The organism is Tannerella serpentiformis (genome assembly GCF_003033925.1).
GTDB lineage: Bacteria > Bacteroidota > Bacteroidia > Bacteroidales > Tannerellaceae > Tannerella > Tannerella serpentiformis.
Map to the genome: position 1 here is coordinate 2,058,354 of NZ_CP028365.1, position 22,446 is coordinate 2,080,799.

Annotated in this window: 15 protein-coding genes and 3 pseudogenes; 9 read left to right on the forward strand and 9 right to left on the reverse strand. The window is 51.9% G+C overall.

The annotated features are described in order from the left end of the window. Nucleotides 1-186: 186 nt before the first annotated feature. Nucleotides 187-894, reverse strand: a complete 708-nt coding sequence (locus C7123_RS08640; protein WP_107490638.1) for a Maf family nucleotide pyrophosphatase — start codon at nucleotides 892-894, stop codon at nucleotides 187-189. Between the two features lie 153 nt (nucleotides 895-1,047). On the opposite strand from C7123_RS08640, the gene C7123_RS08645 reads away from it, so the two are divergent. The 4 genes from C7123_RS08645 to C7123_RS12960 all read left to right on the forward strand — a co-directional run bounded on the left by C7123_RS08645 (nucleotide 1,048) and on the right by C7123_RS12960 (nucleotide 7,093). Beyond that, nucleotides 1,048-3,171, forward strand: coding sequence for a S9 family peptidase (locus tag C7123_RS08645; RefSeq protein WP_069176314.1), 2,124 nt, complete (start codon nucleotides 1,048-1,050; stop codon nucleotides 3,169-3,171). Between the two features lie 124 nt (nucleotides 3,172-3,295). Further along, complete coding sequence (locus tag C7123_RS08650) at nucleotides 3,296-4,129, forward strand: DUF4349 domain-containing protein (RefSeq protein ID WP_069174761.1); 834 nt, start codon at nucleotides 3,296-3,298, stop codon at nucleotides 4,127-4,129. Between the two features lie 492 nt (nucleotides 4,130-4,621). Further along, the gene (locus C7123_RS08655; RefSeq protein ID WP_237269305.1) at nucleotides 4,622-6,775 is read left to right on the forward strand and encodes a S9 family peptidase; all 2,154 of its coding nucleotides are present in this window, start codon (nucleotides 4,622-4,624) and stop codon (nucleotides 6,773-6,775) included. A 36-nt stretch (nucleotides 6,776-6,811) separates the two neighbouring features. After that, nucleotides 6,812-7,093, forward strand: a complete 282-nt coding sequence (locus C7123_RS12960; protein WP_159049881.1) for a hypothetical protein — start codon at nucleotides 6,812-6,814, stop codon at nucleotides 7,091-7,093. 289 nt (nucleotides 7,094-7,382) lie between these two features. Here C7123_RS12960 and C7123_RS08660 read toward each other — a convergent pair. From C7123_RS08660 to C7123_RS08680, 5 genes and pseudogenes are all read right to left on the reverse strand, one after another. Continuing rightward, a pseudogene (locus C7123_RS08660) lies at nucleotides 7,383-8,369 on the reverse strand (relaxase/mobilization nuclease domain-containing protein). After that, on the reverse strand, nucleotides 8,353-8,757 hold the full coding sequence (locus tag C7123_RS08665) for a plasmid mobilization protein (protein ID WP_069174762.1): 405 nt from the start codon (nucleotides 8,755-8,757) through the stop codon (nucleotides 8,353-8,355). Before C7123_RS08665 ends, C7123_RS08660 begins: the two are co-directional and overlap by 17 nt. A 280-nt stretch (nucleotides 8,758-9,037) precedes the next feature. After that, a pseudogene (locus C7123_RS08670) lies at nucleotides 9,038-9,211 on the reverse strand (DUF3408 domain-containing protein); the annotation flags it as partial. Nucleotides 9,212-9,525: 314 nt separating this feature from the next. Next, nucleotides 9,526-9,738 (reverse strand): annotated as a pseudogene (locus C7123_RS08675) (toprim domain-containing protein); the annotation flags it as partial. 171 nt (nucleotides 9,739-9,909) lie between these two features. Then, a complete protein-coding gene (locus C7123_RS08680) occupies nucleotides 9,910-11,241 on the reverse strand; it encodes a VapE domain-containing protein (RefSeq protein WP_069174764.1) in 1,332 nt (443 codons plus the stop codon). A gap of 331 nt (nucleotides 11,242-11,572) precedes the next feature. Here C7123_RS08680 and C7123_RS08685 point away from each other — a divergent pair, with 331 nt between their 5' ends. Both C7123_RS08685 and C7123_RS08690 read left to right on the forward strand, forming a co-directional pair. Further along, nucleotides 11,573-11,866 carry a helix-turn-helix domain-containing protein gene (locus C7123_RS08685; RefSeq protein WP_069174765.1) on the forward strand — a complete coding sequence of 98 codons (294 nt, stop codon included), beginning with the start codon at nucleotides 11,573-11,575 and terminating at the stop codon, nucleotides 11,864-11,866. Then, complete coding sequence (locus C7123_RS08690; RefSeq protein WP_069176316.1) at nucleotides 11,866-12,168, forward strand: helix-turn-helix domain-containing protein; 303 nt, start codon at nucleotides 11,866-11,868, stop codon at nucleotides 12,166-12,168. Before C7123_RS08685 ends, C7123_RS08690 begins: the two co-directional genes overlap by 1 nt. Nucleotides 12,169-12,240: 72 nt before the next feature. Here C7123_RS08690 and C7123_RS08695 read toward each other — a convergent pair whose 3' ends face one another. Next, a complete protein-coding gene (locus C7123_RS08695; protein ID WP_069174766.1) occupies nucleotides 12,241-13,929 on the reverse strand; it encodes an ABC transporter ATP-binding protein in 1,689 nt (562 codons plus the stop codon). Between the two features lie 2 nt (nucleotides 13,930-13,931). Then, nucleotides 13,932-15,677 carry an ABC transporter ATP-binding protein gene (locus tag C7123_RS08700; RefSeq protein ID WP_069174767.1) on the reverse strand — a complete coding sequence of 582 codons (1,746 nt, stop codon included), beginning with the start codon at nucleotides 15,675-15,677 and terminating at the stop codon, nucleotides 13,932-13,934. 485 nt (nucleotides 15,678-16,162) lie between these two features. Here C7123_RS08700 and C7123_RS08705 point away from each other — a divergent pair, with 485 nt between their 5' ends. The 3 genes from C7123_RS08705 (at nucleotide 16,163) to C7123_RS08715 (ending at nucleotide 21,074) form a co-directional block, all read left to right on the forward strand. Further along, nucleotides 16,163-18,487 carry a TonB-dependent receptor gene (locus C7123_RS08705; RefSeq protein WP_237269306.1) on the forward strand — a complete coding sequence of 775 codons (2,325 nt, stop codon included), beginning with the start codon at nucleotides 16,163-16,165 and terminating at the stop codon, nucleotides 18,485-18,487. 18 nt (nucleotides 18,488-18,505) lie between these two features. Next, nucleotides 18,506-19,687, forward strand: coding sequence for a hypothetical protein (locus C7123_RS08710; RefSeq protein ID WP_037997851.1), 1,182 nt, complete (start codon nucleotides 18,506-18,508; stop codon nucleotides 19,685-19,687). Nucleotides 19,688-20,093: 406 nt separating this feature from the next. Beyond that, nucleotides 20,094-21,074: a helix-turn-helix domain-containing protein gene (locus C7123_RS08715; RefSeq protein ID WP_069174769.1), complete on the forward strand. Its 981-nt coding sequence runs from the start codon at nucleotides 20,094-20,096 to the stop codon at nucleotides 21,072-21,074. A gap of 157 nt (nucleotides 21,075-21,231) precedes the next feature. Here the strand turns inward: C7123_RS08715 and C7123_RS08720 are convergent, their stop codons facing one another. After that, the gene (locus C7123_RS08720) at nucleotides 21,232-22,440 is read right to left on the reverse strand and encodes a site-specific integrase (protein WP_069174770.1); all 1,209 of its coding nucleotides are present in this window, start codon (nucleotides 22,438-22,440) and stop codon (nucleotides 21,232-21,234) included. Between the last annotated feature and the right edge of the window lie 6 nt (nucleotides 22,441-22,446).

A 22,446-nucleotide genomic window follows, 5' to 3' on the forward strand; every position in this document is an offset into this window, starting at 1 on the left:
CATGTGTTTTGGGTGTTGCCAACGCTTTTCAGAGCCAATACGCGTGTGTTTTGGGTGTTACAAACGCTTTTCAGGTGCCAATACACATGTGTTTTGGGTGTTGCAAACGCTTTTCAGAGCCAGTACGAGTATTGTATTGGGGGTTGTAACTGCTTTTTGATGGCTTTACGCATGTTGTTTTGGGGATTATATCCCCTCAACGATCTCGCCCATACGACGCAGCTCCTCGTAGAGCCGGCCGACGGGCAGGCCCATGACGTTGTAAAACGAGCCCTCGATGCCGCGCACACCCACAAAGCCAATCCACTCCTGTATGCCGTACGCGCCAGCCTTGTCGAAGGGGCGAAGGCGGTCGATGTAGAGGGTGATTTCGGCTTCGGATAGCGGCGCAAAGTCGACCGTGGAGGCGACGGAGAAATCCGCCTGGCGTTGGCCGTCGCCCGGGGTCAGCACCACGCCCGTGACCACCGTGTGGCGTCGTCCGGAGAGTCGGCGGAGCATGCCGAGGGCATCGTCGCGGTCGCGGGGTTTACCGAGGATGTCGCCCTCCAGGACGACCACAGTGTCGGCCGTGATAAGCAGCTCGTCGGCCGCGAGCGAAGGCAGATAGGCGCGTGCCTTGGCGTGGGCGATATACAGCGGGACGTCCTCAGGCCGGAGCGTCTCGGGGTACGATTCATCAATGTCGGGGATCACGCGCACGTCGAACTGCACGCCCAACCCACCGAGCAGTTCGCGTCGGCGTGGCGACTGAGAGGCCAGGATGATGCGGTGCCTTGTGGGTAGTACGATCGCCGGCCGTGCTGGTTCCGTATGCCGCCGGCGTGGTCTGGTGCCCGCAGCCTTTCGCGCCTCATATTGCGCGAATCGTTTCTCTAAATAATTATCAGCCATAATGTAGTTGTAAGTCGGACGCGAAGGAAACACCAGATCTGGCACTAAGGTTCATGGATGGAGGATGACTCCGTTCGACGTCCCTACACCCCTGTTTAGATTCCGTTTGTACTTTTACCGGCGTAACCAACAAACTTTTAGACCCATATGAATATGAACAAAGGATTAGCTGCATGCACCATGTTGGCCATGATGGCATGTAACACAACAGATCAGAAGAAAGAAGGCACCTCGGATCAGACCGTGATCGGAGCGCCGGAAGTGAAGATTGAGAACGGACAGATGACCCCCGAGGTGCTCTGGGCTTTCGGTCGCGTAGGCAACGTCAGCGTATCGCCCGACGGTAAGCAAATCGCCTACACGGTGACCTACTACAGTATCCCCGAAAACCGCGGCAACGCCGATCTCTACATCATGGACGCGGACGGCACGAACAAGAAGCAACTCACCCGCACCGCCGCCAGCGAGAGTGCTGTGGCTTGGAAGCCCGACGGCAAGGCTATCGCCTATCTGCGTGAGGGTAAACTTTGGAACATCGCCCCGGACGGTAGCGCCGAGAAACAGGTGTCCGACATCGAGCAGTCGATTGAAGGATTCCTCTACGCCCCAGCTGGTGATAAGATCTTGCTCGTGATCCCCACCAAGATCGAAAAGTGCATGAATGGCGACCTCTATGAAGATCTCGACAAGGCCAAGGCCTACGTCTACGACGATCTTATGTACCGCCATTGGGACACGTGGAAGGACGGTTCCTACAATCACCTCTACCTCGGCGACGTGAAGGGAGACAAGGTGAAGACCGTAGAAGACATCATGCCCGGCGAACCTTTCGACTCGCCTGTGAAACCCTTCGGTGGCACGGAGCAGATCGCTTGGAGCCCCGACGGATCCGTGATCGTCTACACCTGTAAGAAGCTCTCCGGACGCGACTATGCCTTCCAAACCAACTCCAACCTCTACTCCTATACCTTGGCCGACAAGCAGACGCGCCTCCTGACACCCGACATGCCGGGCTATGACCAGAACCCGCAATTCTCGCCCGATGGCAAGACGCTCCTCTGGTCCAGCATGCGCCGCGGCGGATATGAGGCAGACAAGGAGCGGATGATGATGATGGAGTGGCCGAACGGACAGATGGTGGACGTCTCCGACTCGCTCGACGCCAGTCCTTCGTCGCTGCAGTGGACGCCCGACGGCAAGACGATCTACCTCACCGCCCCGATCAAGGAGGCCTATCAGATCTTCGCCTTCGACGTAGCCTCTCGCTCTTTTCGTCAGCTGACCGATGGCAATCAGGACTATCAACACGTGGCGTTGGCTGGCAATAAACTGATCGCTACGCGCACCACGCTTGTCGATCCAGCCGAGATCTACAGTGTCGACCCAGCTACGGGTAAGGGTACAGACCTCTCGCAGGTGAACAAGGATTTGCTGAGCAAACTAAATCTGCCGACGTTCGAGAAGCGTTTCGTGACCACGACGGACAACAAGCAGATGGTGACCTGGGTGGTCTACCCGCCCAAGTTCGACGCCTCGAAGAAGTATCCCATCCTGCTCATGTGCACCGGCGGTCCGCAGGGTGTGCTCAGCCCGTCGTTTAGCTACCGCTGGAGCTATATGTTAATGGCTGCACAGGGTTACGTAGTCGTTGTGCCTGCTCGCCGCGGCACGTCTGGATCGGGTCAGGAGTGGGCCGACGCCATCTCGAAGCATCACGGTACGCAGGATGAGCAAGACCTGCTCGCCGCCGTCGACGAGATCTGCAAGGAGCCGTGGGCAGACAAGGATCACGTCGGTGCAATGGGCGCCAGCTACGGCGGCTTCTCCATCTTCCACCTGGCCGGCACACACAAGGGTCGCTTCAAAGCCTTCTTGGCGCACTGCGGCATCTTCAACTCGGAGTTCATGTATCCGACGACGGAGGAGATGTTCTTCGATGAATGGGAGAACGGCGGAGCACCGTGGGACAAGGACAACAAAGTGGCTCAGAACACCTACTCACACTCGCCTCACCTGATGGTGAAGAACTGGAACACGCCGATCATGATCGTCCACGGTGAGCAAGACTTCCGCGTACCGTATTCGCAGGGTATGGCGGCGTTCAACACGGCGCGCATGTTAGGCGTAGAGAGCCGTTTGCTCATCTTCCCGACGGAGAATCACTGGGTACTCAGTCCGCAGAATGCCATCCTCTGGCAGCGTGAGTTCTTCAAGTGGTTTGACAAGTACCTCAAGAACGGGGACAAACCGAAGGAAGCAGAGAAACCGAAGGCGTAAGGCTTGGTACATATGTAGGGGCGAAAAATCTTCGCCCCTACAAACACCTATCACATCTGATTACTGTGGGCGCTCACAAGAGAGCCCTTACCACCGCGCTATAGGCGCATAACCACCTGTTTTTATGAGATCGCACATCAATAAACTCATGACGGGGCTGCTTGCGGCAGTCCTGTCTTTTTCATGCACGGGCGCAGACAAGAGTGCTGCGTACGGAGTGGCTGACAGTAAGGAGATGGCTGCCGAAGCCGGCAGCAGCTCGTCCGACATCCGCGTGGGTGAAGAGGCTATCCCTGAACGCAAGCTGACTAAGAACGGCATGCTGCGCTTCGAGACGTCCGACGCCCAGAAGACGCGTGCAGCCATACAGAAGGCCGTCACCGAGGCTAAGGGCTACGTGGCCAGCGACAGCAAGGACGAGGAGGAGGGCCGACAGACCTCCACCGTTACGCTGCGTGTGCCCAGCGACCGGTTCGACGCCCTCGTGGATCGTATCACTGCCGAAGCCGGCAAGATCGACTACAAGAACATCGAGGTGAGCGACGTCACCCAGGAGTACATCGACCTCGACGCCCGCCTCAAGACGAAGAAAGACCTCGAAGCCCGCTATCAGGAATTGCTCAAACGCGCCAATAGCGTGGATGAGGTTCTCAAGGTCGAGGCGCAGATCAGCAGTCTGCGCGCCGAGATCGAATCGGCCGAGGGGCAGATGCGCTATCTCAAGAATCAGGTAGCGCTCAGCACGCTCACCGTCTCGTTCTACGAGAAGACCGTCGCCGCAGGCTTCGGATATAAGTTCCAACGCGCACTGCGTCAGGGATGGGACAACCTCCTGTGGGTCATCGTCGGCCTCGCGAACCTCTGGGCCATCCTGCTGTTCGTCGCCATTGTGTGGATCATCATCGCACGCATCAGGCGTAATCGAAAGAGAAAGAAGGCGGCTGCGTCGCAATCGTAGTTACGGCCTTCGGCCGGGTAGTTATGCGCCTTCGGCGCGGTAGTCAGAAGTAGTTATAACGTCAAGTTCGATGTAGGCCATCCTACGATTTCCTGAGGAAATGAGTGAGTAAGTGAGTGGCCGATTTCCTGAGGAAATGAGCCGAAACAGTTTTGTGGCGGCCGATTTCCTGAGGAAATGAGCTGAAATAGTTTTGTGGCGGCCGATTTCCTGAGGAAATGAGCCGAAAAGTTTTGTGGCGGCTGATTTCCTGAGGAAATGAGCTGAAAAAGTTTTGTGGCGGCCGATTTCCTGAGGAAATGAGCCGAAAAATTTTGTGGCGGCCGATTTCCTGAGGAAATGAGCTGAAAAAGTTTTGTGGCAGGCGATTTCCTGAGGATAGGTATAGATACTGTATGTCCTGCTACCCTCTGACTACTTTAGACTACCGGGCGGCGCCGAAGGGCGCATAACTACATGAATCAATCATCATAATCCATTACATCACATAAAATGAACACCAAACACATCTATCTCGGGTTGCTCGGAGCAGCCCTCGTATTCATGGCTGCATCGTGCAGCTCTAACCAAACAGAAGGAGAGAAAATTTTGAAGCAATCCGATTTTCCCGCGCCGCCAGTGGCTGAGGTTCACCCTGACACCTTCGTCAACTTCGGCAAGCAGCGCATCGACAACTACTACTGGATGAAGGATAAGACGAATCCTAAAGTCATCGAGTACATCAAGGCCGAGAACGCCTACACCGACACCGTCATGGCCTCTACCCGCGACCTACAACAGAAGATCTACGACGAGATCCTGGGTCGCATCAAGGAGGACGATGAGAGTTATCCCACCTACGACGACGGCTATTACTACTACAGCCGCACCGAGAAGGGCAAGCAATATCGCACCTACTGCCGCCGCAAGGGATCGATGGACGCCCCCGAGGAGGTGATCTTCGACGTCAATAAACTGGCGGCCGGTAAGCAAGCCTTCATCTTCCGCGGCTACATCATCAGTCCGGACAACAGCAAGGCGGCCTACTTCTACAACGAGACCGGATCGTATGCCGAGTTCACCATGAAGGTGCGCGACCTTGCCTCCGGACAGGACGTCGGCTTCGCCGTCGAGGGCGCCGCATCCGTGGCTTGGGCCAACGACAACCGCACGCTCTTCTACAGCGCCATCGACCACACCCTTCGCTCATCGAAGATCTTCCGCCGCGAGCTCGACGCTGCCGAAGGAACACTCGTCTACGAAGAGAAGGACGCCAAGTTCAGCACCTACGTCTCGGCCACAAAGACGAAGCAATTCATCTTCATCACCTGCGGCAGCTCCACCACCTCGGACGAGCGCTACATCTCGGCCGATCGGCCCACGGACCCCTTCAAAGTCTTCCTGCCCCGCACGAAGGACGTCGAGTACAGCGTCTATGCCCACGCCGACCGCTTCTTCATCCGCTATAAAGACAAGGAGCACCTCAACGGACTCATCTACGAGGCGCCCCTCACGGGCTACGAAGACCGCAAAACGTGGAAGGAATTCCTGCCCTACGACAAGGACGTCCGCATCGAAGCCCTCGACGTGCTCAAGGATTACGTAGCCTTGGAGCTTCGCAAGAACGGCCTCAACGAGATCCGTATTAAGCCCATCAACGGTGGCGAAACGAAGACCATCGCCTTCCCCGAACCCGTTTACACCGTCTCCCTCGGCGGCAATCCGGAGTACGACGCCACCACGATCCGCTACACCTACACCTCCCTCAACCGCCCCTCGACGCTCTACGAATATGCCATCACCGACGGCAAGACTACGAAGCTCAAGGAGCAAGAAGTGCCCTCCGGCTTCAACCCCGACGACTACGTCGTGGAGCGCCTCTGGGCCACCGCTCCGGACGGCGTCCGAGTGCCCATGGCCGTGGTATATAAGAAAGGCATCAAACGCGACGGATCGGCGCCCGCCTTGCTCTACTCCTACGGATCGTACGGCAGCAGCTCCGACGTCTACTTCAGCCCCGCCTATTACAGCCTCATCGACCGCGGCTTCGTCTTCGCCATCGCGCAGATCCGCGGCGGAAGCGACCTCGGCGAACAGTGGTACGAAGACGGCAAGCTGCTCAAGAAGAAAAACACCTTCACCGACTTCATCGCCTGCAGCGAGCTGCTCATCAACGAGCATTACACCTCCGCCTCGCGTCTGGCAGCGATGGGTGGCAGCGCCGGCGGCCTGCTCATGGGCGCCGTGGCCAACATGCGCCCCGACCTCTACCAGACGATCGTCGCCCAGGTGCCCTTCGTGGACGTCATCAACACCATGCTCGACGAGTCGCTGCCCCTCACCACCGGCGAATACGAAGAGTGGGGCAACCCCAACGAGGAGGAGTATTACAACTACATGCTCTCCTATTCGCCTTACGATAATATCCGGGCGCAGAACTACCCCAACATGCTCGTCACCGGGGGCCTGAACGACTCCCAAGTGCTCTTCCACGAGCCCCTCAAGTACGTCGCCAAGCTCCGCTCCATGAAGACGGACGACAACATCCTCATCCTCCACATGGACATGGATTCCGGCCACGGCGGCGCCACCGGGCGCTACGATAGCATCAAGGACACCGCCTTCGAGTTCGCCTTCATCCTCAATCGCGTCGGCATAGCCAAATAAGCGTCGGCCGGTGTGTCTGTCCACACACCATTTGCGATGAAAGCCCCCTTTCTGCTTCAAACGAGCAGGGAGGGGGCTTTCCTTTTTCTGGCGACACCTTATACACCAGCCTTTTATGCTTACTTCTCATCAAAATCGGATCACTTAAGAGCTTCAAAACCTCATGTGTCATCAAAATTCGATCACGCGAGAGGTGAAAAAGCTCGTGCGTCATCAAAATTCGATCACGTGAGAGTTAAAAAAGCTCGTGCGTCATCAAAATTCGATCACGTGAGAGGTAAAAAAGCTCGTGCGTCATCAAAATTCGATCACGCGTGAACAAAATTTGATCACAAGCTAGCTTATTGTTGCTCATCTAGAAAACTATTCAGAAATATCCCTCTGTAAAAGAAGAAGTTAGTCGGTCGTAGGCATTGGATAGGTAACGAAGTGGAAACGAGCGAAGCGCTTGGGGTTGCTGGAATCTGCACAAACAAAGGGCGCTTGTCATTTGAGAGTGCAATGTTACTATGACTATTTGAAAAACAGGCGTTTTTGATGCGATTCTCTCGATTTGGCTTTCGGTTTGGGAAAGGTCGGGATGGAGGGAGCGGATGAACGTCTAACATCATATTCCCCGCCCTCGCTTCTTCTTTTTCCCGGCTTGGTTTCTTAAGCGTCGCTGCCATGCGATCTCAGCGTAGTCTGTGCCGTGGGTCTGTAGGATTGTTACTTCGCCCACCTCTGAAAGAAGGCTTCCCGCGGTGTCTAAAGCAACGTCCACAACGGGGCTTGCGACTTGTGCGGTAGGTGTACTGTCTTTCGTAGGGATCATGGAGGATTGGATGATGGGCTTCTGCGCATTGCCGGTCTCGAACTGTTTCGGCAGGGTGCGAAAACCAAACTCACGACCGATCTCGGAGGCCTTGAAACTGTGGCCGTCGTAGGTAAACTTCAGCCCATAGACTTTGCCCTGCTTGTTCTTCATGCGCTCGATCGTGACGCCGCTTTGGTGGAGTTCGTAGAGGAACATGGAGTGACCCGACAGGCCTTTTCCTTTGTGCTTCTCGAGCAAGGCGTAGCAGATGTTCCGAACCTGCTGCTTTGTCCGCTCTCTTGCGGGATCGGCTTGGACTTTCCGATGCGGTCGCGCGGAGTGGACTTCGTTGGCGATGGTCAGCCCGTACTTGTGGCTGAGATCTTCGGCCACTCTGGCTGCCCGATTGCTCACAAAAGTGGTGTCGTAGACCTGCCCGCCAAGGCTGATCCGATTGGCGATGATATGGATGTGTAGATTGTCGGTGTCTTTGTGCGTGACGGCCACCTATTGATGATCGTCCAGCCCCATCTGCTTGGCAAAGAGCAGGGCGAGGCGGTTCAGGGTCTTGAACGTCATCTGCGGCTCGTCCTGCGGGGCGATGCCGATCTCGATGCGCAGGAACTTGTTTTTGCAACGGCTGTTGTAGTTGTTGATCAGCCTCATCTCCTCGTGAATTTCCTTTGGCGTTTCGCCGCACAGGTTGTGGAGGGCGAGAATTCGGCCGAGTTTGCCTTCGCGAAAAACATACTCCAGCGCGTTACTTCCATGCGCGATGGCCTTACACTTTGCGATCATGATCTTCGATATTTAAGCGCTTAAATACCTCCTCTGGAACCCGGTAGCGGGGGCTGAAGAACCGCTTAAAAGCGATCTTGGCATAGGTGGCGAGGGCTTTCGTAGCGTCCACCCAGGCGGGATCTTTGACCTTGATCAGGTTAGAGATGTGTGCGTAGAATAGTGCCGTCTGACGAAGGATGGCGAGCGCCTCCTTCTCGTTGTCGCCTATCGGAGGGACGGCGATGACGGATCCACCGAGCAACATCTCACGGCAGTAGTCGGAGTACTTCCGCCCCGCGTTCGCAGCTCTCGAGCGGATCCGCTCCTTCTCCTCGGCTGTGCATCGGACCTTGATAAAGGCGATTTTGTTCGTCTTCTTGTCTTCCTTTTTGGGGTGTCTTTCCATGTAGATAGGTCTTTTCTGTGGTGCTTATTCTATGGTTGGGGGCGATGAGAACGGATGTGATTACGGCCCTCTCCTCCGTTCGCTAAGGGCGGGGGAGCAAGCGCAGTTTGTGGGAACAAACTGACGTCTTGCATTACCGTCGTCACGCATTACCGTCGTCACGCTCCGTTACATACCCGCTGTATTTCTTTCAATCAGTGCATGCCATGCGTTCAGACAGTTATTGATTGCTTGACGTGCATATTGTTCGTGAACTCTTTGATGGATCCGTGTGCTTGGATTACAGCTTTCGCCACTCCTTGATCTCCTCGGCGTAGTCCTCCAAATGGGCGCGCACGATGCGTTCCACGAAGCTCGAGAGATTAGCGCCCCTGTCTCCCAATCGACGGACAACGAAGTCGGCGCGCTCCTGAGTTGCCCGACTCAAATAGACTGCCCGACGTTCGATCAGCTCTAAGAGATCTCCGTTGAGGTACGGAGATCAAAAACACTTGTCGGAGAGATCTCCGTAGGGGTACGGAGATCAAAAACACTTGTCGGGAAGATCTCCGTAGGGGTACGGAGATCAAAAACACTTGTCAGGGAGATCTCCGTAGGGGTACGGAGATCAAAAACACTTGTCAGGGAGATCTCCGTAGGGGTACGGAGATCAAAAACACTTGTCGGGGAGATCTCCGTAGGGGTACGAAGATCAAAAACTGATGTGCGGGGCCTTCCATCGGCTGACGGAGATTAAAAGTACCTGCACTTGGGCTTATCGCCAATTTGACACGGTTGCCTTGTGCTTCCGCCGCGGCCTTCGGCGTAGTCAATCCACAGGTTCTTCTCGGTATCCACCTTGAAGCTCGGGTGGCGTTCCTCCCGCAATGGTGAACGGTACATTGCATAGGCCGCCAGCCGTCGGACGGGCGTGATGCCTTTACTTTCCAAGTACGCCGTGATGGGGTACCGCTTGATGGTCGATAGGTTTTCTTCTTTCATGGTGATCAAACATTGAGATGGGTAATGAAATGGTGTGGTGTTTTATTGGAATGCAAGTGATTTAAGATCAAACACCTGTACTTTTTGGCTTCTTCTTACTACAAACTACAATCGCCATAATCGATTGTTTTCCAATAGCATCCATACAAATCGAAGTCACTACGCGGCTGACTACATGTTACTACTACATGATTGGAGGAGGGGACAGGGGAGGATCTTTCGGATTTTGTAGACGTATAGCGGGCTACCGCCGTTCCGCCGTCGGCTGACCTTGATGTATCCGACCCTTTTCAAGGCCTCTCCCATACGTTTGGCCTTAAGCGGTTGGCGCGTGTAGGTGCCGAGGTAAGTCAAGATTTCGGTCGTTGTCAGGTAGGAGCAATCGCTGTCGGTGGTCGGCAGCTCGAAACAGCGCAACAGGAGCTCCGTCTCCGCGGTCTGCACTTGGAACGCCTCACTTTCGCGATACAACTCCGCGATCTCCTCATCGTTGAACCAATACCGATAGCCCGATTGCAACAGCGATTTCGCCTCCGCATAGACGGCGTCCATCGAGACTGCTCTCGCCCGATCGATGTCGATGGAAAGCACCTCGAAGGGCAGGAAGCGCCTGCTGCCGGTGGGGGCGGTGAGGAAGTCGTTGCCGTTCACCGAGGCCACGAAGCTCGCCATGTGGGGGTGCTCCTCCACGTGCTTGTCGTAGGGCATGCGGTACTTGACCATCGGGCAGGTGATCAGGTTTTTCAGTTCGTTTTCGTCCCGCTTGTTGAGCGCCTTGAGCTGGTCGTCGATGTTGATGATGAGGTTCTGCCCGACGTAGGTCAGCGTGTCTTTTTCCTGCGGATAGATCTTGCCGGTATAGCTGTAGCCGTGCAGCTTACGCGGGCAAAGCAGGTCGAGAAACGTCGTCTTGAATCGTCCCTGTTCACCGGTTAAGACCAGGTAGGTGTGGTTGCGACACGCGTGGTCGTCCATCGCGTTGGCGACTACAGCCACAAGCCATTTTGTCAAGTACAGCAGCCATATCTCTGAGTTACGGACGACGACGCAGTCGGCCAACTCACGGATGGCGTGCGCCGCTGAATCATCCATTGCAGCGGTGGGCAAGGCCTTGAAATACGCCTGTATGGGATTGACACGGGGCGAAAAGCTGCTTTCGATGATCGAGTAGAGGTTGTCTGGGGAGGTCGTGATCCCGGCCTCGTTGTCAAGTTCGCGGCGCAGCGTGTTGATCTCATAGCTACCGACTTTTACGAATCGGGTGTCCTCCCGGCCGCAATATTCCGCCCGTCCCCAAACGGTGTTGTATCGGAACGTGTAATGCCGGGCGAGGTAGGCCTCGATCTCCCCGTTCTTTGATGAACGTCCGCCGTTGTCCGGTGTTTTGCTGGTGTTTATGTTGCTTCTATCTGCCTGTTTCTTCATAATGGGCTTGAATGAGTTCTTGAGGGTGAAGGTGTGATAGGCATCCCCAGCATCCAAGCATGCAGTGCTGTCCGGCATGATGTTGCGTCCAATTGCTGCCAAAGTCGTCAGAGGGTAGGCTTTACAAGGAAGTGATTCGCTCCTTCGATAAGACAAAATGGCAGTGAAAGGAAGGGGAAGGGGGATGATTCGCGGGCTGCTATCTGCTTTCCGTTGCGGCTGTTTTTCGAATAAGCGAAAGTCGCCCCTTGCTGCGCCGGTTGTATCCCTGCTGTTCCATTTGCATCCCTACTGTTCCATTTGCATCCCTACTGTTCCCGATTGCGTTGACAGCGTTTGGCGTGCGATTACGTTTGCCGCCGAAAACAGTAAAACCTAAATACCAACCAGAAAACTAATACGTGAAACCATGAAGTATTTGATTATTACAGAGGCCGATTGGCAGAACCTGCGTGACGAGGTACTGAGCCTTGCGGAATGTTACCTGAAGGCTTTCGGAGAACCATCTAAACACACGGATTGGTTGCATAACGGAAACGTTTGCCGACTGCTCGGCATCAGCAAACGCACTCTGCAACATTACCGTGACGCAAGTGTGTTGCCCTTCGCACAGATCGGGCACAAGTGCTATTACAAACGAGAGGACGTGGAGCGGCTGCTCTGCGTAAAGTCTGACAAAACGGCAAACACGACGAAGCGATGATGAAAGCAATTCAAGAATTGAGTATGGAAACGGGTGAGATGCAGGTGGTCCTCTCCGCCTTGCGACGCGTCAGGGAACGGATTCGGGAAGTGTCGGAGACGCACCGGCCACTATTCGGAGGCGAACATTTCCTCACGAGCAAGGAAATATGTGAACGACTATACATCAGCCCTCGCACATTACAGGATTACCGCGATCGGAGGATCATCCCTTACACGCAGTTCGCCGGCAAGATCCTCTACAAGGCCTCAGACTTAGCAAGGATCCTGGAGGAGAATTACAAGGGAGGCGGGAAACGGTAAGGTGAGGAAGCACGCATGCGAGAATTGGGATTAGCATTTACTTTCTATCCCCCAATCGTCCATTTTCTTAGGTTACAGCAGTTTTCGGTACACCCCATCTTTCGCTTCAAGTTCGGCGTGGGTACCACTCTCTATAAGCCGTCCCTTGTCCATCACGATAATCTGATGAGCGTTGCGGATGGTCTGCAGATGGTGGGCAATGACCAAAACCGTGCGGTTGCGGATAAGGGCAGACATGGCCTGCTGTATCTTGTACTCATTGACGGGATCAATGTTGCTCGTTATTTCGTCCAACAGGAGGATGGGAGCGTCTTTGAGGAACGCACGGGCGATGGAGAGGCGTTGCTTCTGTCCACCCGACAGCCCCAAGCCGTTCTCTCCGATTTTCGTTTCGTAACCATCAGGTAGGCCGACGATGAAGTCGTGTATCATCGCCCGACGTGCGGCTTCCTCGATTTCCGCTTGCGCGGCATTGCGATCACCCACCTTGATGTTGTTGGCGATGGTATCGGAAAAGAGGATGACGTTCTGCATCACCACACTGATTTTACTGAGCAGATAATCATAGTCCATCTCCCGAATATCCACCTCTCCAATGCGGATATTACCCGCCTGCGGTTCCCAAAAGCGGAGCAACAGATTGGTGAGGGTCGTTTTGCCGGAGCCTGATGAGCCGACAAGTGCCGTTACAGTCTGTTCGGGGACGCTGAACGTGAGATCCTTCATCTCAAAGCCTTCTTCCTCATAGCAGAAGCCGACACCCTCGAATGAGAGGTCGAAGCGTTCAACTGTTTTCGGTTGGCCGGGATTGGCGATGAAGGGTGCATCTAACAAGCGGGAGATGCGTCCGTAGCTGTCCTTTACCTTGATGTAGTTCAGCCAGTGGCTCTCCATGTTGATAAAGGGCTTGTAGAACTCCTTCGAGACGATGACGAACATCAGGTAAGCAAAAACGGAAAGTTCACTGCGCCAACTCCACCAAAGACCAAGCGTAGCCATCAGCGCAAAAGCCAGCTCAATGAGAAAGACATACCTGCCCACGCTTACAGCTGCCAGCCGTGAGGTCTTCTTACTGCTTTCTCCAAACTCATGAACGGAACGATCGAGTCTGTCACGAAACATGCCCTTTCCTCCGAATACTTTCAGCACGGGTATGCCCTTGACATATTCCACAAAGAGACTGACCATATCCGCCAGACCGTCTTGTGTCTCCTGCTGTGCTTTCATACCCGAACGAATGCCTCGATAAAGGGAAAAAAGAGCAACAGGAAGGAAGGCAACCATCGCCAATCCCATACGCCAGTCTACGCAGAACAGTCCGATGCCGAGTATCAGTGCCACAATGAAATCGGCGGACATTCGTGTCCAGAGATGCCCCACCACCATTTCCATATTGTCCACGTCTTTGTGGATGATGGTGCTTATCTCACCCAGCCGCTCATTGGTGTAGAAACCAAGCGAGAACTTCTTCAGCTTCAAAATGATTTTCTCGCGGATACGCTCCACGAGGTCGAAGCCGGCAAAGTGCTTACTCATATCGGCTATGGCATTGGAGATGGTTTTCAAAACCAGCAGACCGCCAAGCATCCACGCTGCGGAAACGAGCGAAACGCTTTCGCCCGATATATAACGATCGATAAGAAGCAGGACGGTAAGCATAATCGTCGTGCCACAGAGGGCATAAACCACAAAAAACAGTGCGGAGACAATCAGGTGCCGCACCCCGCGGGCGGTCAATTCATTTAATATGTTGCGTACCATTGTTATGTCTCCTCTTCTTTCAGTTGCCATCTGTTTACACGCTCCTGCGTTTCTGTCATGTTGCGATACAGCGGGCAGCTGTCCATCAATTCTCCGTGCGTTCCCGTCGCCAAGACCTGACCTTTGTCCATCACAACAATACGCTCCACATCCTGAATGATGTTGAGCCGATGAGCGATGGTGATGACGGTCTTGTTGCGTTGTAATTCGTCCAAAGCCTCTTGGATAAGTTTCTCATTCTCACCGTCCAATGCGGCAGTGGCTTCATCGAGAATGACAATCGGCGAGTCTTTGAGCAACATACGCGCAATGGAAATGCGCTGCTTCTCTCCGCCAGAGAATTTTACACCCACTTCACCTGCCGACGTATCGTAACCACTGGGCAGTCCCACGATAAAGTCGTGTATGCGTGCCTTTCGTGCCGCCGTTTCCACCTCCCGTTGTGTAGCGGAGGGCTTGCCGATACGGATATTGTCCCGAATGCTCGTATTGAAAAGGAACACCTCCTGCTGCACTATCGAGAAGAAATCGGCAATGTTGCGCTCGGAGAGTTCCGCAAGATTTTCTCCACCCAGTCGAACGGTTCCCGACTGCGGTTGCCAAAAACCCATCATTAGACTTGCCAATGTACTTTTGCCTGACCCCGATTCGCCCACAATAGCCGTATAACTGCCCTTAGGGAATTGCAGACTGACATCGGATAATGCACGGTCTTTCTTATTCGGGTAGGCAAACGTAACGTGCTCAAAGCTGACATCGCTCTGCATAGCGTCCGTATCCCGGTCTGCCGTATCCTTTACGGGCACTTCGGTAATCGACCGGACCCTCGCCAGCGACTGCCCATAGACAATTCGGAAATGCTGGAACGTGGCCAGTTTGGCAAAGGAGGACGAGAACAGTCCGCCCAATATCAGGGCGAGGATGAAGCGTGTCACGGTCAGCTCGCCCGACGCCATCAACCACAGACCGACGAGCGTCATCACCACGATACCACCCTCTAAAAACATCGTTATGAGCGTCATCGGCACGGTCACGCTGAACATGCTCCGCGCTACCCGGTGGATATAATCGCGCATGCCGCCGAGAACCCGCTCTGTCCGGGCCTCCTCGTGGCTGAATGCCTTAATGACCGGAATCGTGGCCACATACTCCAAAAGGTCTTCCGACATCTTCTGCGTACTTTCCATAAAGTGTTGGAAATTCTTGCTCCAAAGCGTTTTGACTGTCATCTGCAAGAGAAACGCCAACGGTAGTAGCGATACGAGTGCCAGCCCAAGTCGCCAGTCCAACACCATGACAATACCCCAGAGCAAAGCAGGGAAAAGCGTCGCAGAGAGAATTTCGGGCAGCCCATGTGCCAAATACATCTCGATTTGTTCCACGTCGTGGTTGATGATGTTCACTAAGTCACCCACCTTCCGCTCCTGAAAGAAACCGATCGGCAACCGCTGCAAGTGGCTCACAATGCGCATTCGCAATCGGGTGAGGGCGTTATAAGCCGAGAGATGAGCCCGCCAAATCGAAGTTCCATAAAACACGCCGCGAAACAAGGCAAACAATACCATCGCCACTCCGACCGACCAAAGCATTGCAGGAGTGAGTGTGTCGCCCATCAGCCTGTCCACCGCCCACACCACGAACAACAGGGGAAGCGTGCCGAATACAAGGTGCAGCACAACTACCGTATTGGAGAGTAGGTTGCGGCTCTCCCTTTCCTCATCGAGAGGTCTGATTTTCTGTTTATCCATATATCTATGTCATTATCGTCAATTGAAAATGGTTTGCGAATCTCTTGGGGCCCCTATCGTTGTGTCACTCACAAAGCCTGCTTAGTCGCATCTCTTAAGCATGCTACCCTTATAGGTTATGAGCGTACTACCTTATAGGTTATAGTCAGCCACCATGCAAGGTGGTGCACAAGTACCTTATACAGTAAGTGTACAGGGGCACCATGTGAAAAGAGGGAGCCATGCGTAGGCCGAAATTCGCTAGACCATTTCCGTTTGAAACTATGGCGGCGAAGGTGAGGAGATACACAGGGGTAAATTAACCCGAATGAGCATAATACTGCCCGAAAACGATACGCTTAGGACGGTTCAACTCGATAGGGGTATAGATGTGCTTGATAGGGGTATTTACTTCTTTGATGTACCGACACCTTTGCGCAGATTTTTCATGAACGAATAAGATGTTGATTTCAAAGGCGGCTTGCATATGCAGGATAATACTTACAATGAGTTCTCTATTGTCGCTTCCTCTTTTTGCTCAGAAGCAGATAACGGAGATTCGTGTCATAGATAGCGAAAAGGAAAGTGTTATTGAATCGGCAACACTTCAATGGAGAGCATTGGGCTCTTCCTTATATATGGATGGCACAACGACTGACCGCAAAGGCATCGCAAGGGTGAATGCAGATGTCGGGCGGAAACTTGTGCTAAGTGTGAGTTATGTCGGCTATCAAACAGCTACCGACACCATAACTTCTGATGGGAAGAGGTACACGATAAAACTTAATCCCGATGCAATGGCGTTGGAGAATGTCGTGGTCTTCGGAAAAACAAAAGCCCGGATTATCAGAGAATCGCCTGAGGCTGTTTCCGTGATAAACGCAAAGGAGCTGCAAGGTCGCTCCGTATCTTTAGAAACCATCTTGAACAAGACCATTGGATTGAAAGTCGGGCAGACTGGTGGCTTGGGAAGCAGTTCGAGAATTATCGTCCATGGTTTGGAGGGGAACCGCATTCAAATTCTTTGGGACGGTATACCGATGAATACTTCGGATGGTGCCTTTTCGCTTGATGAGATACCGATAGATATTATCGAACGAATAGAGGTTTACAAAAGCATTATTCCTGCACGATTTGGTTGCGACGGACTGGGTGGTGCCGTCAATATTGTGACGAAAGAATTTAGTACGGACTACTTAGATGCTTCATATGAACTTGGCTCTTATCAAACACACAAGGCTAGTGTCTTCTCTCGTAAGAACTTCCCCAAGAGTGGTATCCTGCTCGGTGCGGGAGGTTATTATACGTCTGCAAAGAATGATTACTCTTTTAGAGTTCCCGAAAGAGAGGACTTATTGGTAAAGCGAGACCACGACTGTTTTCGGTCGTATATGCTGAAAGGGAAAATCGCTTTCAGCAAACTTTGGTTCGATGAGATGAGTACCGAATTCGGGTACTATAATCGTTTCAATGAGATGCAAGGGGTATTGAAGAACATCCGGTATGCCGAAGACAAATCCGGGATGTTCATGCTCGAGAACAAACTGATAAAAAGTGGAATGCTGAACAACTGCCTTGACTTCGAGTCTCATTTCTCCCTCTCGCATACGACGAACAATTTTGTGGATACGGCACGAGTGAATCATGATTTTGAGGGGAACATATATCCGAGCCCGAACGGACAGGGAGAGACGGGAGATGTGCCTCATAACTCAAACGACAAAGGTTTGGAAATCAACGAGCGCATCAATTTCGATTACAGATTGTCCGCTAATCACAACCTGAACCTGAATACGCTTATTAACTACGCCCGCAGACAGCCAAATGACGACATAGCAAGCCGACATGCCGGTTTTGTCATTGGAGGATTTCCCAGCAAAAGGACCGGCGTTGTCTCAGGTTTGACTTGGGAAGCGAAACTCTTAGACAGGAAACTGACGAATATGCTCTCTGTAAAGTATTTCCATCTCCATTCTGAGATAGAGGATTTGACTTCATACGAGATGATTGAGGCTCCGAAGAAAAAGAGCAATACGACATCGCAAATCGGATGGATAGAAGCAGTGAAATATGAACCGTTCAGTGGCTTTCATCTGAAGGCTTCCTATCAACGAGCAATACGTCTCCCTAATTCGCAAGAGTTGTTCGGTGACGGCATCATAACTTTTCCTGCTGCTGGATTGAAACCAGAGAAAAGCCACAACTTCAATCTGGGATTCTTGATAGACAAAAACAACGTACTCGGACTTTCGCGATTACAGTTTGAGGTAAACGGCTTTTACATGCAGGTAAGCGACATGATAAAGCTGATGAAGCAGCATATGGCAGCCGGATATGTGAATGCTGAAAGGGTACATATTAAGGGCATAGAGACCGAGTTGAAATTGGATATATCGCCGACAGTCTATGCCTATGGGAATCTGACTTATCAGGATGTCCGCGATGTCTTGGAGCATTTGCCGGGCACCCAAGCCCCCAATCCGACAAAAGGGCTGCGACTGCCGAATATTCCCTACCTGTTCGCCAACTTCGGAGCAGAATATCACAGTGACCAATTACTCAAGAATTGGTATGTCAAGGCATTTTGGGACGGAAAGTTCACGGAAGAGTTTTTCTACTTCTGGGAACTTACCGAATTACAGAAACGGCGCATCTCTCGCAGTTTTGTCAATGACATAGGCTTGCTATTGACCTACAAGAACAGATATTCCATTGCTTTGGAATGCCACAATCTGATGAATAAAGAAGTGTGGGATCAGTATCGTCAACCGTTGGCAGGGCGGACATTCCACTTGAAATTCAGATACGTCTTTTCAAAAGGGATTTTATAACTCTAAACACGAATAAGAATGAGAACAACAACATTGAAGTACATAGCTTTTTCTGCTATGCTGGCCAGCTCCATAGGACTGACGTCTTGTGGTAAGCACGATGACCCCAAACCTACGCCTAATGAGGTGCAACAACATTTCGCGTTTGTACATTATGTGGACAAAAGCGCATATGTAGGCACTTTCAGTGATTTGACACCTCAAGCGACTGACAATAAGAAAGCATTTGAATTCGGTTTCGGGTGTTATCTCTTCGCAAAAGGAAACACGGTACTTGTACCCGAAGGGAAATTCGGAGACAAAGTGCACAAGTTCACAAGAGGGGCGCACGGTGAACTTATAAAAGCAGGTACGATGACCTTTGAACAGATGGCGCAGCCCGGAGAAATCAACTTCATCGACGAGCAGCACGCATACGTCCCATTGCACGGAAGGGGCAAGATTGCGTTAATCAATACTGCCACATTGCAAAAAGAGGATGAAATTGATCTCTCGCCTTATGCTGTTCAGGACAATAATCCCGATCCCGGCTGCAATGTCATTCGTGATGGAAAGATGTATGTAGCCCTCAACCAGCTCAATTCGCCCCACACTTCCGTACCAGGAACGGGTGCAGAGGTGGCTGTTATTGATCTTAAAACGAAAAAGATCGAGGTCATCAAGGACAACCGAACAAGTGTGGTCGGATTGTTCCGTCACTCCGATGCCTTTATAGACGAGCGGGGCGACATCTACTTTTACAGTGCAGGCAACAATTTCAATGTTGCCGATAAGGAAGGTTTCCTACGCATTCGCAAGGGGAGCGACAAATGGGATACCGATTATCTGTTCAACTTATCGAAAACGACCATCAAGGGAATAGGAAAGACAGGGCAGTATATGATAAAGTCTTACTATGCAGGTAATGGCATTGTATATAGCTGTCTGAAAGTAACGGATACAGAATTCGGAATACTGAAGAAAGACTTCCAGCCCGTAAGAATCGATATTTGGAACAAAACCATTGAAAAACTCGATTTGCCGATGACCGACAGCAATGGTTCTTTCGCAATAACAAAGTACAAGGACTTCATCGTCTTTGGAATGACATGTAATAACGGAACGGGTTACTATACCTACAATACCAGGACAGGCGAATGTTCGCAAACACCCATTGTTACAGCCGTGGGAGTTCCTTCAAGTTTGGTCGCATTTGAATAAATCTCATATCGTAAGAGTATTCCTTTTTGAGGGAATACTCTTGTTCTCTTTCAACAGAAGGTATAACTCAACAAGGATAAAAGCATAGGATGAACCTCTTTTCACCCTTGTTTGTTTGTATTTACGTGAGTTCGACGAAAGAATGAGATTCCTTATTCCTGAAGAATGTCTTGGATAGCGCGCTGTAACGGTCAAAGTGTTTTTGGAGACGCTTGCACCAGCGGTGCAAACCTCAAAAACTGCTTTTGGGCTCTTGCACCGATGGTGCAAGCCGTAAAAAGTACTTTTTAGTCGTTGCACCGCTGGTGCAAGCATTTCTAAAAACGTTTTGGCCCTCGCGTGGCTTCCGTAGAAGTTCTTTGCTTACATCGAACTCACGTGTATTTATATAGAGAGATACAATGGTATGACCATAGAGTTTTGTGCTATCAACAAGCCCGAAGATTGGATGGAGATGGTTGCCGAACAATTTGGCACATCGGTGACGAATAACGGTTTTACCGTTCCGGCTTCAGTGGGTCGCGGATTTTTCAAACAATATTATCCGTTGCCGTGGCTCACATTGACCTATATCAGTTTCATGTCATACGAACCGATGACAATGGTGCGTCGCTCGGTAGAAAACTCAAAATGGATTCCCGTGATGTTCTATGTTAACGAGTACAAACACGAGCAGATTATCGGCACAAGCACGAAAACGGTCGGGGTGGACACGCTCGACGGTATCTTTATGCCTTCGAGCAATATTCCTACGGAATGGACATTCGATCCTAAGCGGAAGTACGAAAATATCACATTGACTTTCAACAAGGATTGGATAGAGCGAATAGATGCGGCTCACGAAACCTACATCAGTAGGTTGTTCCAGTCAGACAAGTCTTTTTATCTGTTTGAGACCATTACGCCGGCCATGCAGCAGACACTATACGGTATCAAGTCAATAGTTGAAAACAATGCGCCTCTCTCCCTGCTCCATCTGCATGGAAAAGCAATAGAGCTACTGACAATGTTTCTCGAAAAACTCGAAAGGCGTTCTGAAGTAAAACCTTTTGCCAACTTGAATTTACACGATGTGGAGTCTGTATTCCGTATCCGACGTCTGATTTTGCGGAATTTGAACAACGCACCGAGTCTCTCTGAATTGGCACGTGAGGCCAATATGAGCAGTTCCAAATTACAGAAGTGTTTTAAGCAGGTCATCGGTAGCGCGATTGCCGAATATGCCCTATCTGAAAAGATGGAATGGGCAAAACGACTGTTGTCCACTCGCCTTTATTCTGTATCCGAGGTGGGGTATGAAATCGGATACACCAATCTTAGCCACTTCACGAAGGCCTTCCACAAGCATCACAAGATAAAGCCAAAGCAATACCTCGACTCTTTGTAAGTTGGATCAAAGTCGAGCAGACAATTTCTGGTTGTATAGCGACTACACCCCAATTCCTCTTCTTTCACTGTATTACCCCCGTTGTAGTCATGTAGTAAGATCTATTCGATGAAAGAGAAAAAGCATACCGCATCACGTTGGAACAGCCGTGCGGGGATCACGCTAACGCTGCTTGTTGCTTCCGAATCAACTCGTCCATGTCCTCCGAGATCTTTTTGTCCGTCACCTGCGCATAGATCTGCGTGCTGGATATGGACGCGTGCCCCATCATCTTGGCGATGCTCTCTATCGGGATACCAGCACTGAGTGACAAGGTTCCGAACGTGTGACGAGCCATGTGGAAAGACAGGCGTTGTCTGATACCACATGCCAGACCCACAGTGCTCAGTTTGTTGTTCATCGCGCTACGGCTGCAATCGTATGGAAAGACAAGGTCGTCGCCTTCTTCTTTCACTGTCTGGTCCTCTAGGCATCTGCTAAGGATCTCTTCCGCTATCGGATGTAACGGCACGACAGACTCCACTTTCGTCTTTTGCCGTTCCTTGCGGATATATCTCTTACCATCGGCGGCTGTTTGAATGTGCGAGAACTTTAGGCGCTCCATGTCCGCAATGGCCAGTCCGGTGAAGCAGGAGAAGAGAAACATCTGTCGAGCCAGCTCTGCTTCCCTGTCGTTCACCTTTAGCACCATGAGCTTGGCCACATCGCTCTTTTGCAAGAAGCGAATCTTCCTTTCCTCCTTTTCATAGGTGGCATCTTCAAAAGGATTGTAGCGAATGATCCTTTTGCTGACCGCCCGATACATCAATCGGCAGAGCCAACAAAGGTGCCGATTGACCGTCTTCGCTGTAAACCGTTTCTTCTTGAGATAGAAACGGAACTCCTCAAACAAGTCTCCTGTAACAGCGTCGATGAGTATGTCCTTTCGCCCTTTGTTTTCTATCCAATCGCGAAGCATCTTGTCCGAATAGGTGTGATTTCGATAGGTGCCTTCAGACCTTGACCTACCCACGCATGCCTTAACGGATTGCAGTTCGGCCTCGCTCATAGCCAAAAGGGTGGCAGGAGCAGCGGCAACACCCTGCAAGCGGTTCTTGAGGAGTTCAGCGCTGACCACGCCGTCTTTCGTGAGCATTTCCGAGTAGGTCTTTTCCACAAGCTCCCTGAACGCTGCGAGATGTTGATTGATTTTCTTTTCGCCGGTTGTACCCTGTCTGCTGTTCCATTCGGCCGGCAAACATTCCTCGCCGGTTGTCATAACCGCACTTCTGCCATCGATGGTGACGCGACAAAAGATGGCTGTCTTTCCATCTGTCTTCGTCTTCTGTCTGTTGATGTAGAACAGGATGTTGAATGTACTTCTCATGTCGGC

Bases quoted from the DNA above. Each gene is read 5' to 3' on its own strand.
- C7123_RS08640 (WP_107490638.1), bottom strand. From the start codon at position 894: ATGGCTGATAATTATTTAGAGAAACGATTCGCGCAATATGAGGCGCGA.
- C7123_RS08645 (WP_069176314.1), top strand. From the start codon at position 1,048: ATGAACAAAGGATTAGCTGCATGCACCATGTTGGCCATGATGGCATGT.
- C7123_RS08650 (WP_069174761.1), top strand. From the start codon at position 3,296: ATGAGATCGCACATCAATAAACTCATGACGGGGCTGCTTGCGGCAGTC.
- C7123_RS08655 (WP_237269305.1), top strand. From the start codon at position 4,622: ATGAACACCAAACACATCTATCTCGGGTTGCTCGGAGCAGCCCTCGTA.
- C7123_RS12960 (WP_159049881.1), top strand. From the start codon at position 6,812: ATGAAAGCCCCCTTTCTGCTTCAAACGAGCAGGGAGGGGGCTTTCCTT.
- C7123_RS08665 (WP_069174762.1), bottom strand. From the start codon at position 8,757: ATGGAAAGACACCCCAAAAAGGAAGACAAGAAGACGAACAAAATCGCC.
- C7123_RS08680 (WP_069174764.1), bottom strand. From the start codon at position 11,241: ATGCCGGACAGCACTGCATGCTTGGATGCTGGGGATGCCTATCACACC.
- C7123_RS08685 (WP_069174765.1), top strand. From the start codon at position 11,573: ATGAAGTATTTGATTATTACAGAGGCCGATTGGCAGAACCTGCGTGAC.
- C7123_RS08690 (WP_069176316.1), top strand. From the start codon at position 11,866: ATGAAAGCAATTCAAGAATTGAGTATGGAAACGGGTGAGATGCAGGTG.
- C7123_RS08695 (WP_069174766.1), bottom strand. From the start codon at position 13,929: ATGGTACGCAACATATTAAATGAATTGACCGCCCGCGGGGTGCGGCAC.
- C7123_RS08700 (WP_069174767.1), bottom strand. From the start codon at position 15,677: ATGGATAAACAGAAAATCAGACCTCTCGATGAGGAAAGGGAGAGCCGC.
- C7123_RS08705 (WP_237269306.1), top strand. From the start codon at position 16,163: ATGAGTTCTCTATTGTCGCTTCCTCTTTTTGCTCAGAAGCAGATAACG.
- C7123_RS08710 (WP_037997851.1), top strand. From the start codon at position 18,506: ATGAGAACAACAACATTGAAGTACATAGCTTTTTCTGCTATGCTGGCC.
- C7123_RS08715 (WP_069174769.1), top strand. From the start codon at position 20,094: ATGACCATAGAGTTTTGTGCTATCAACAAGCCCGAAGATTGGATGGAG.
- C7123_RS08720 (WP_069174770.1), bottom strand. From the start codon at position 22,440: ATGAGAAGTACATTCAACATCCTGTTCTACATCAACAGACAGAAGACG.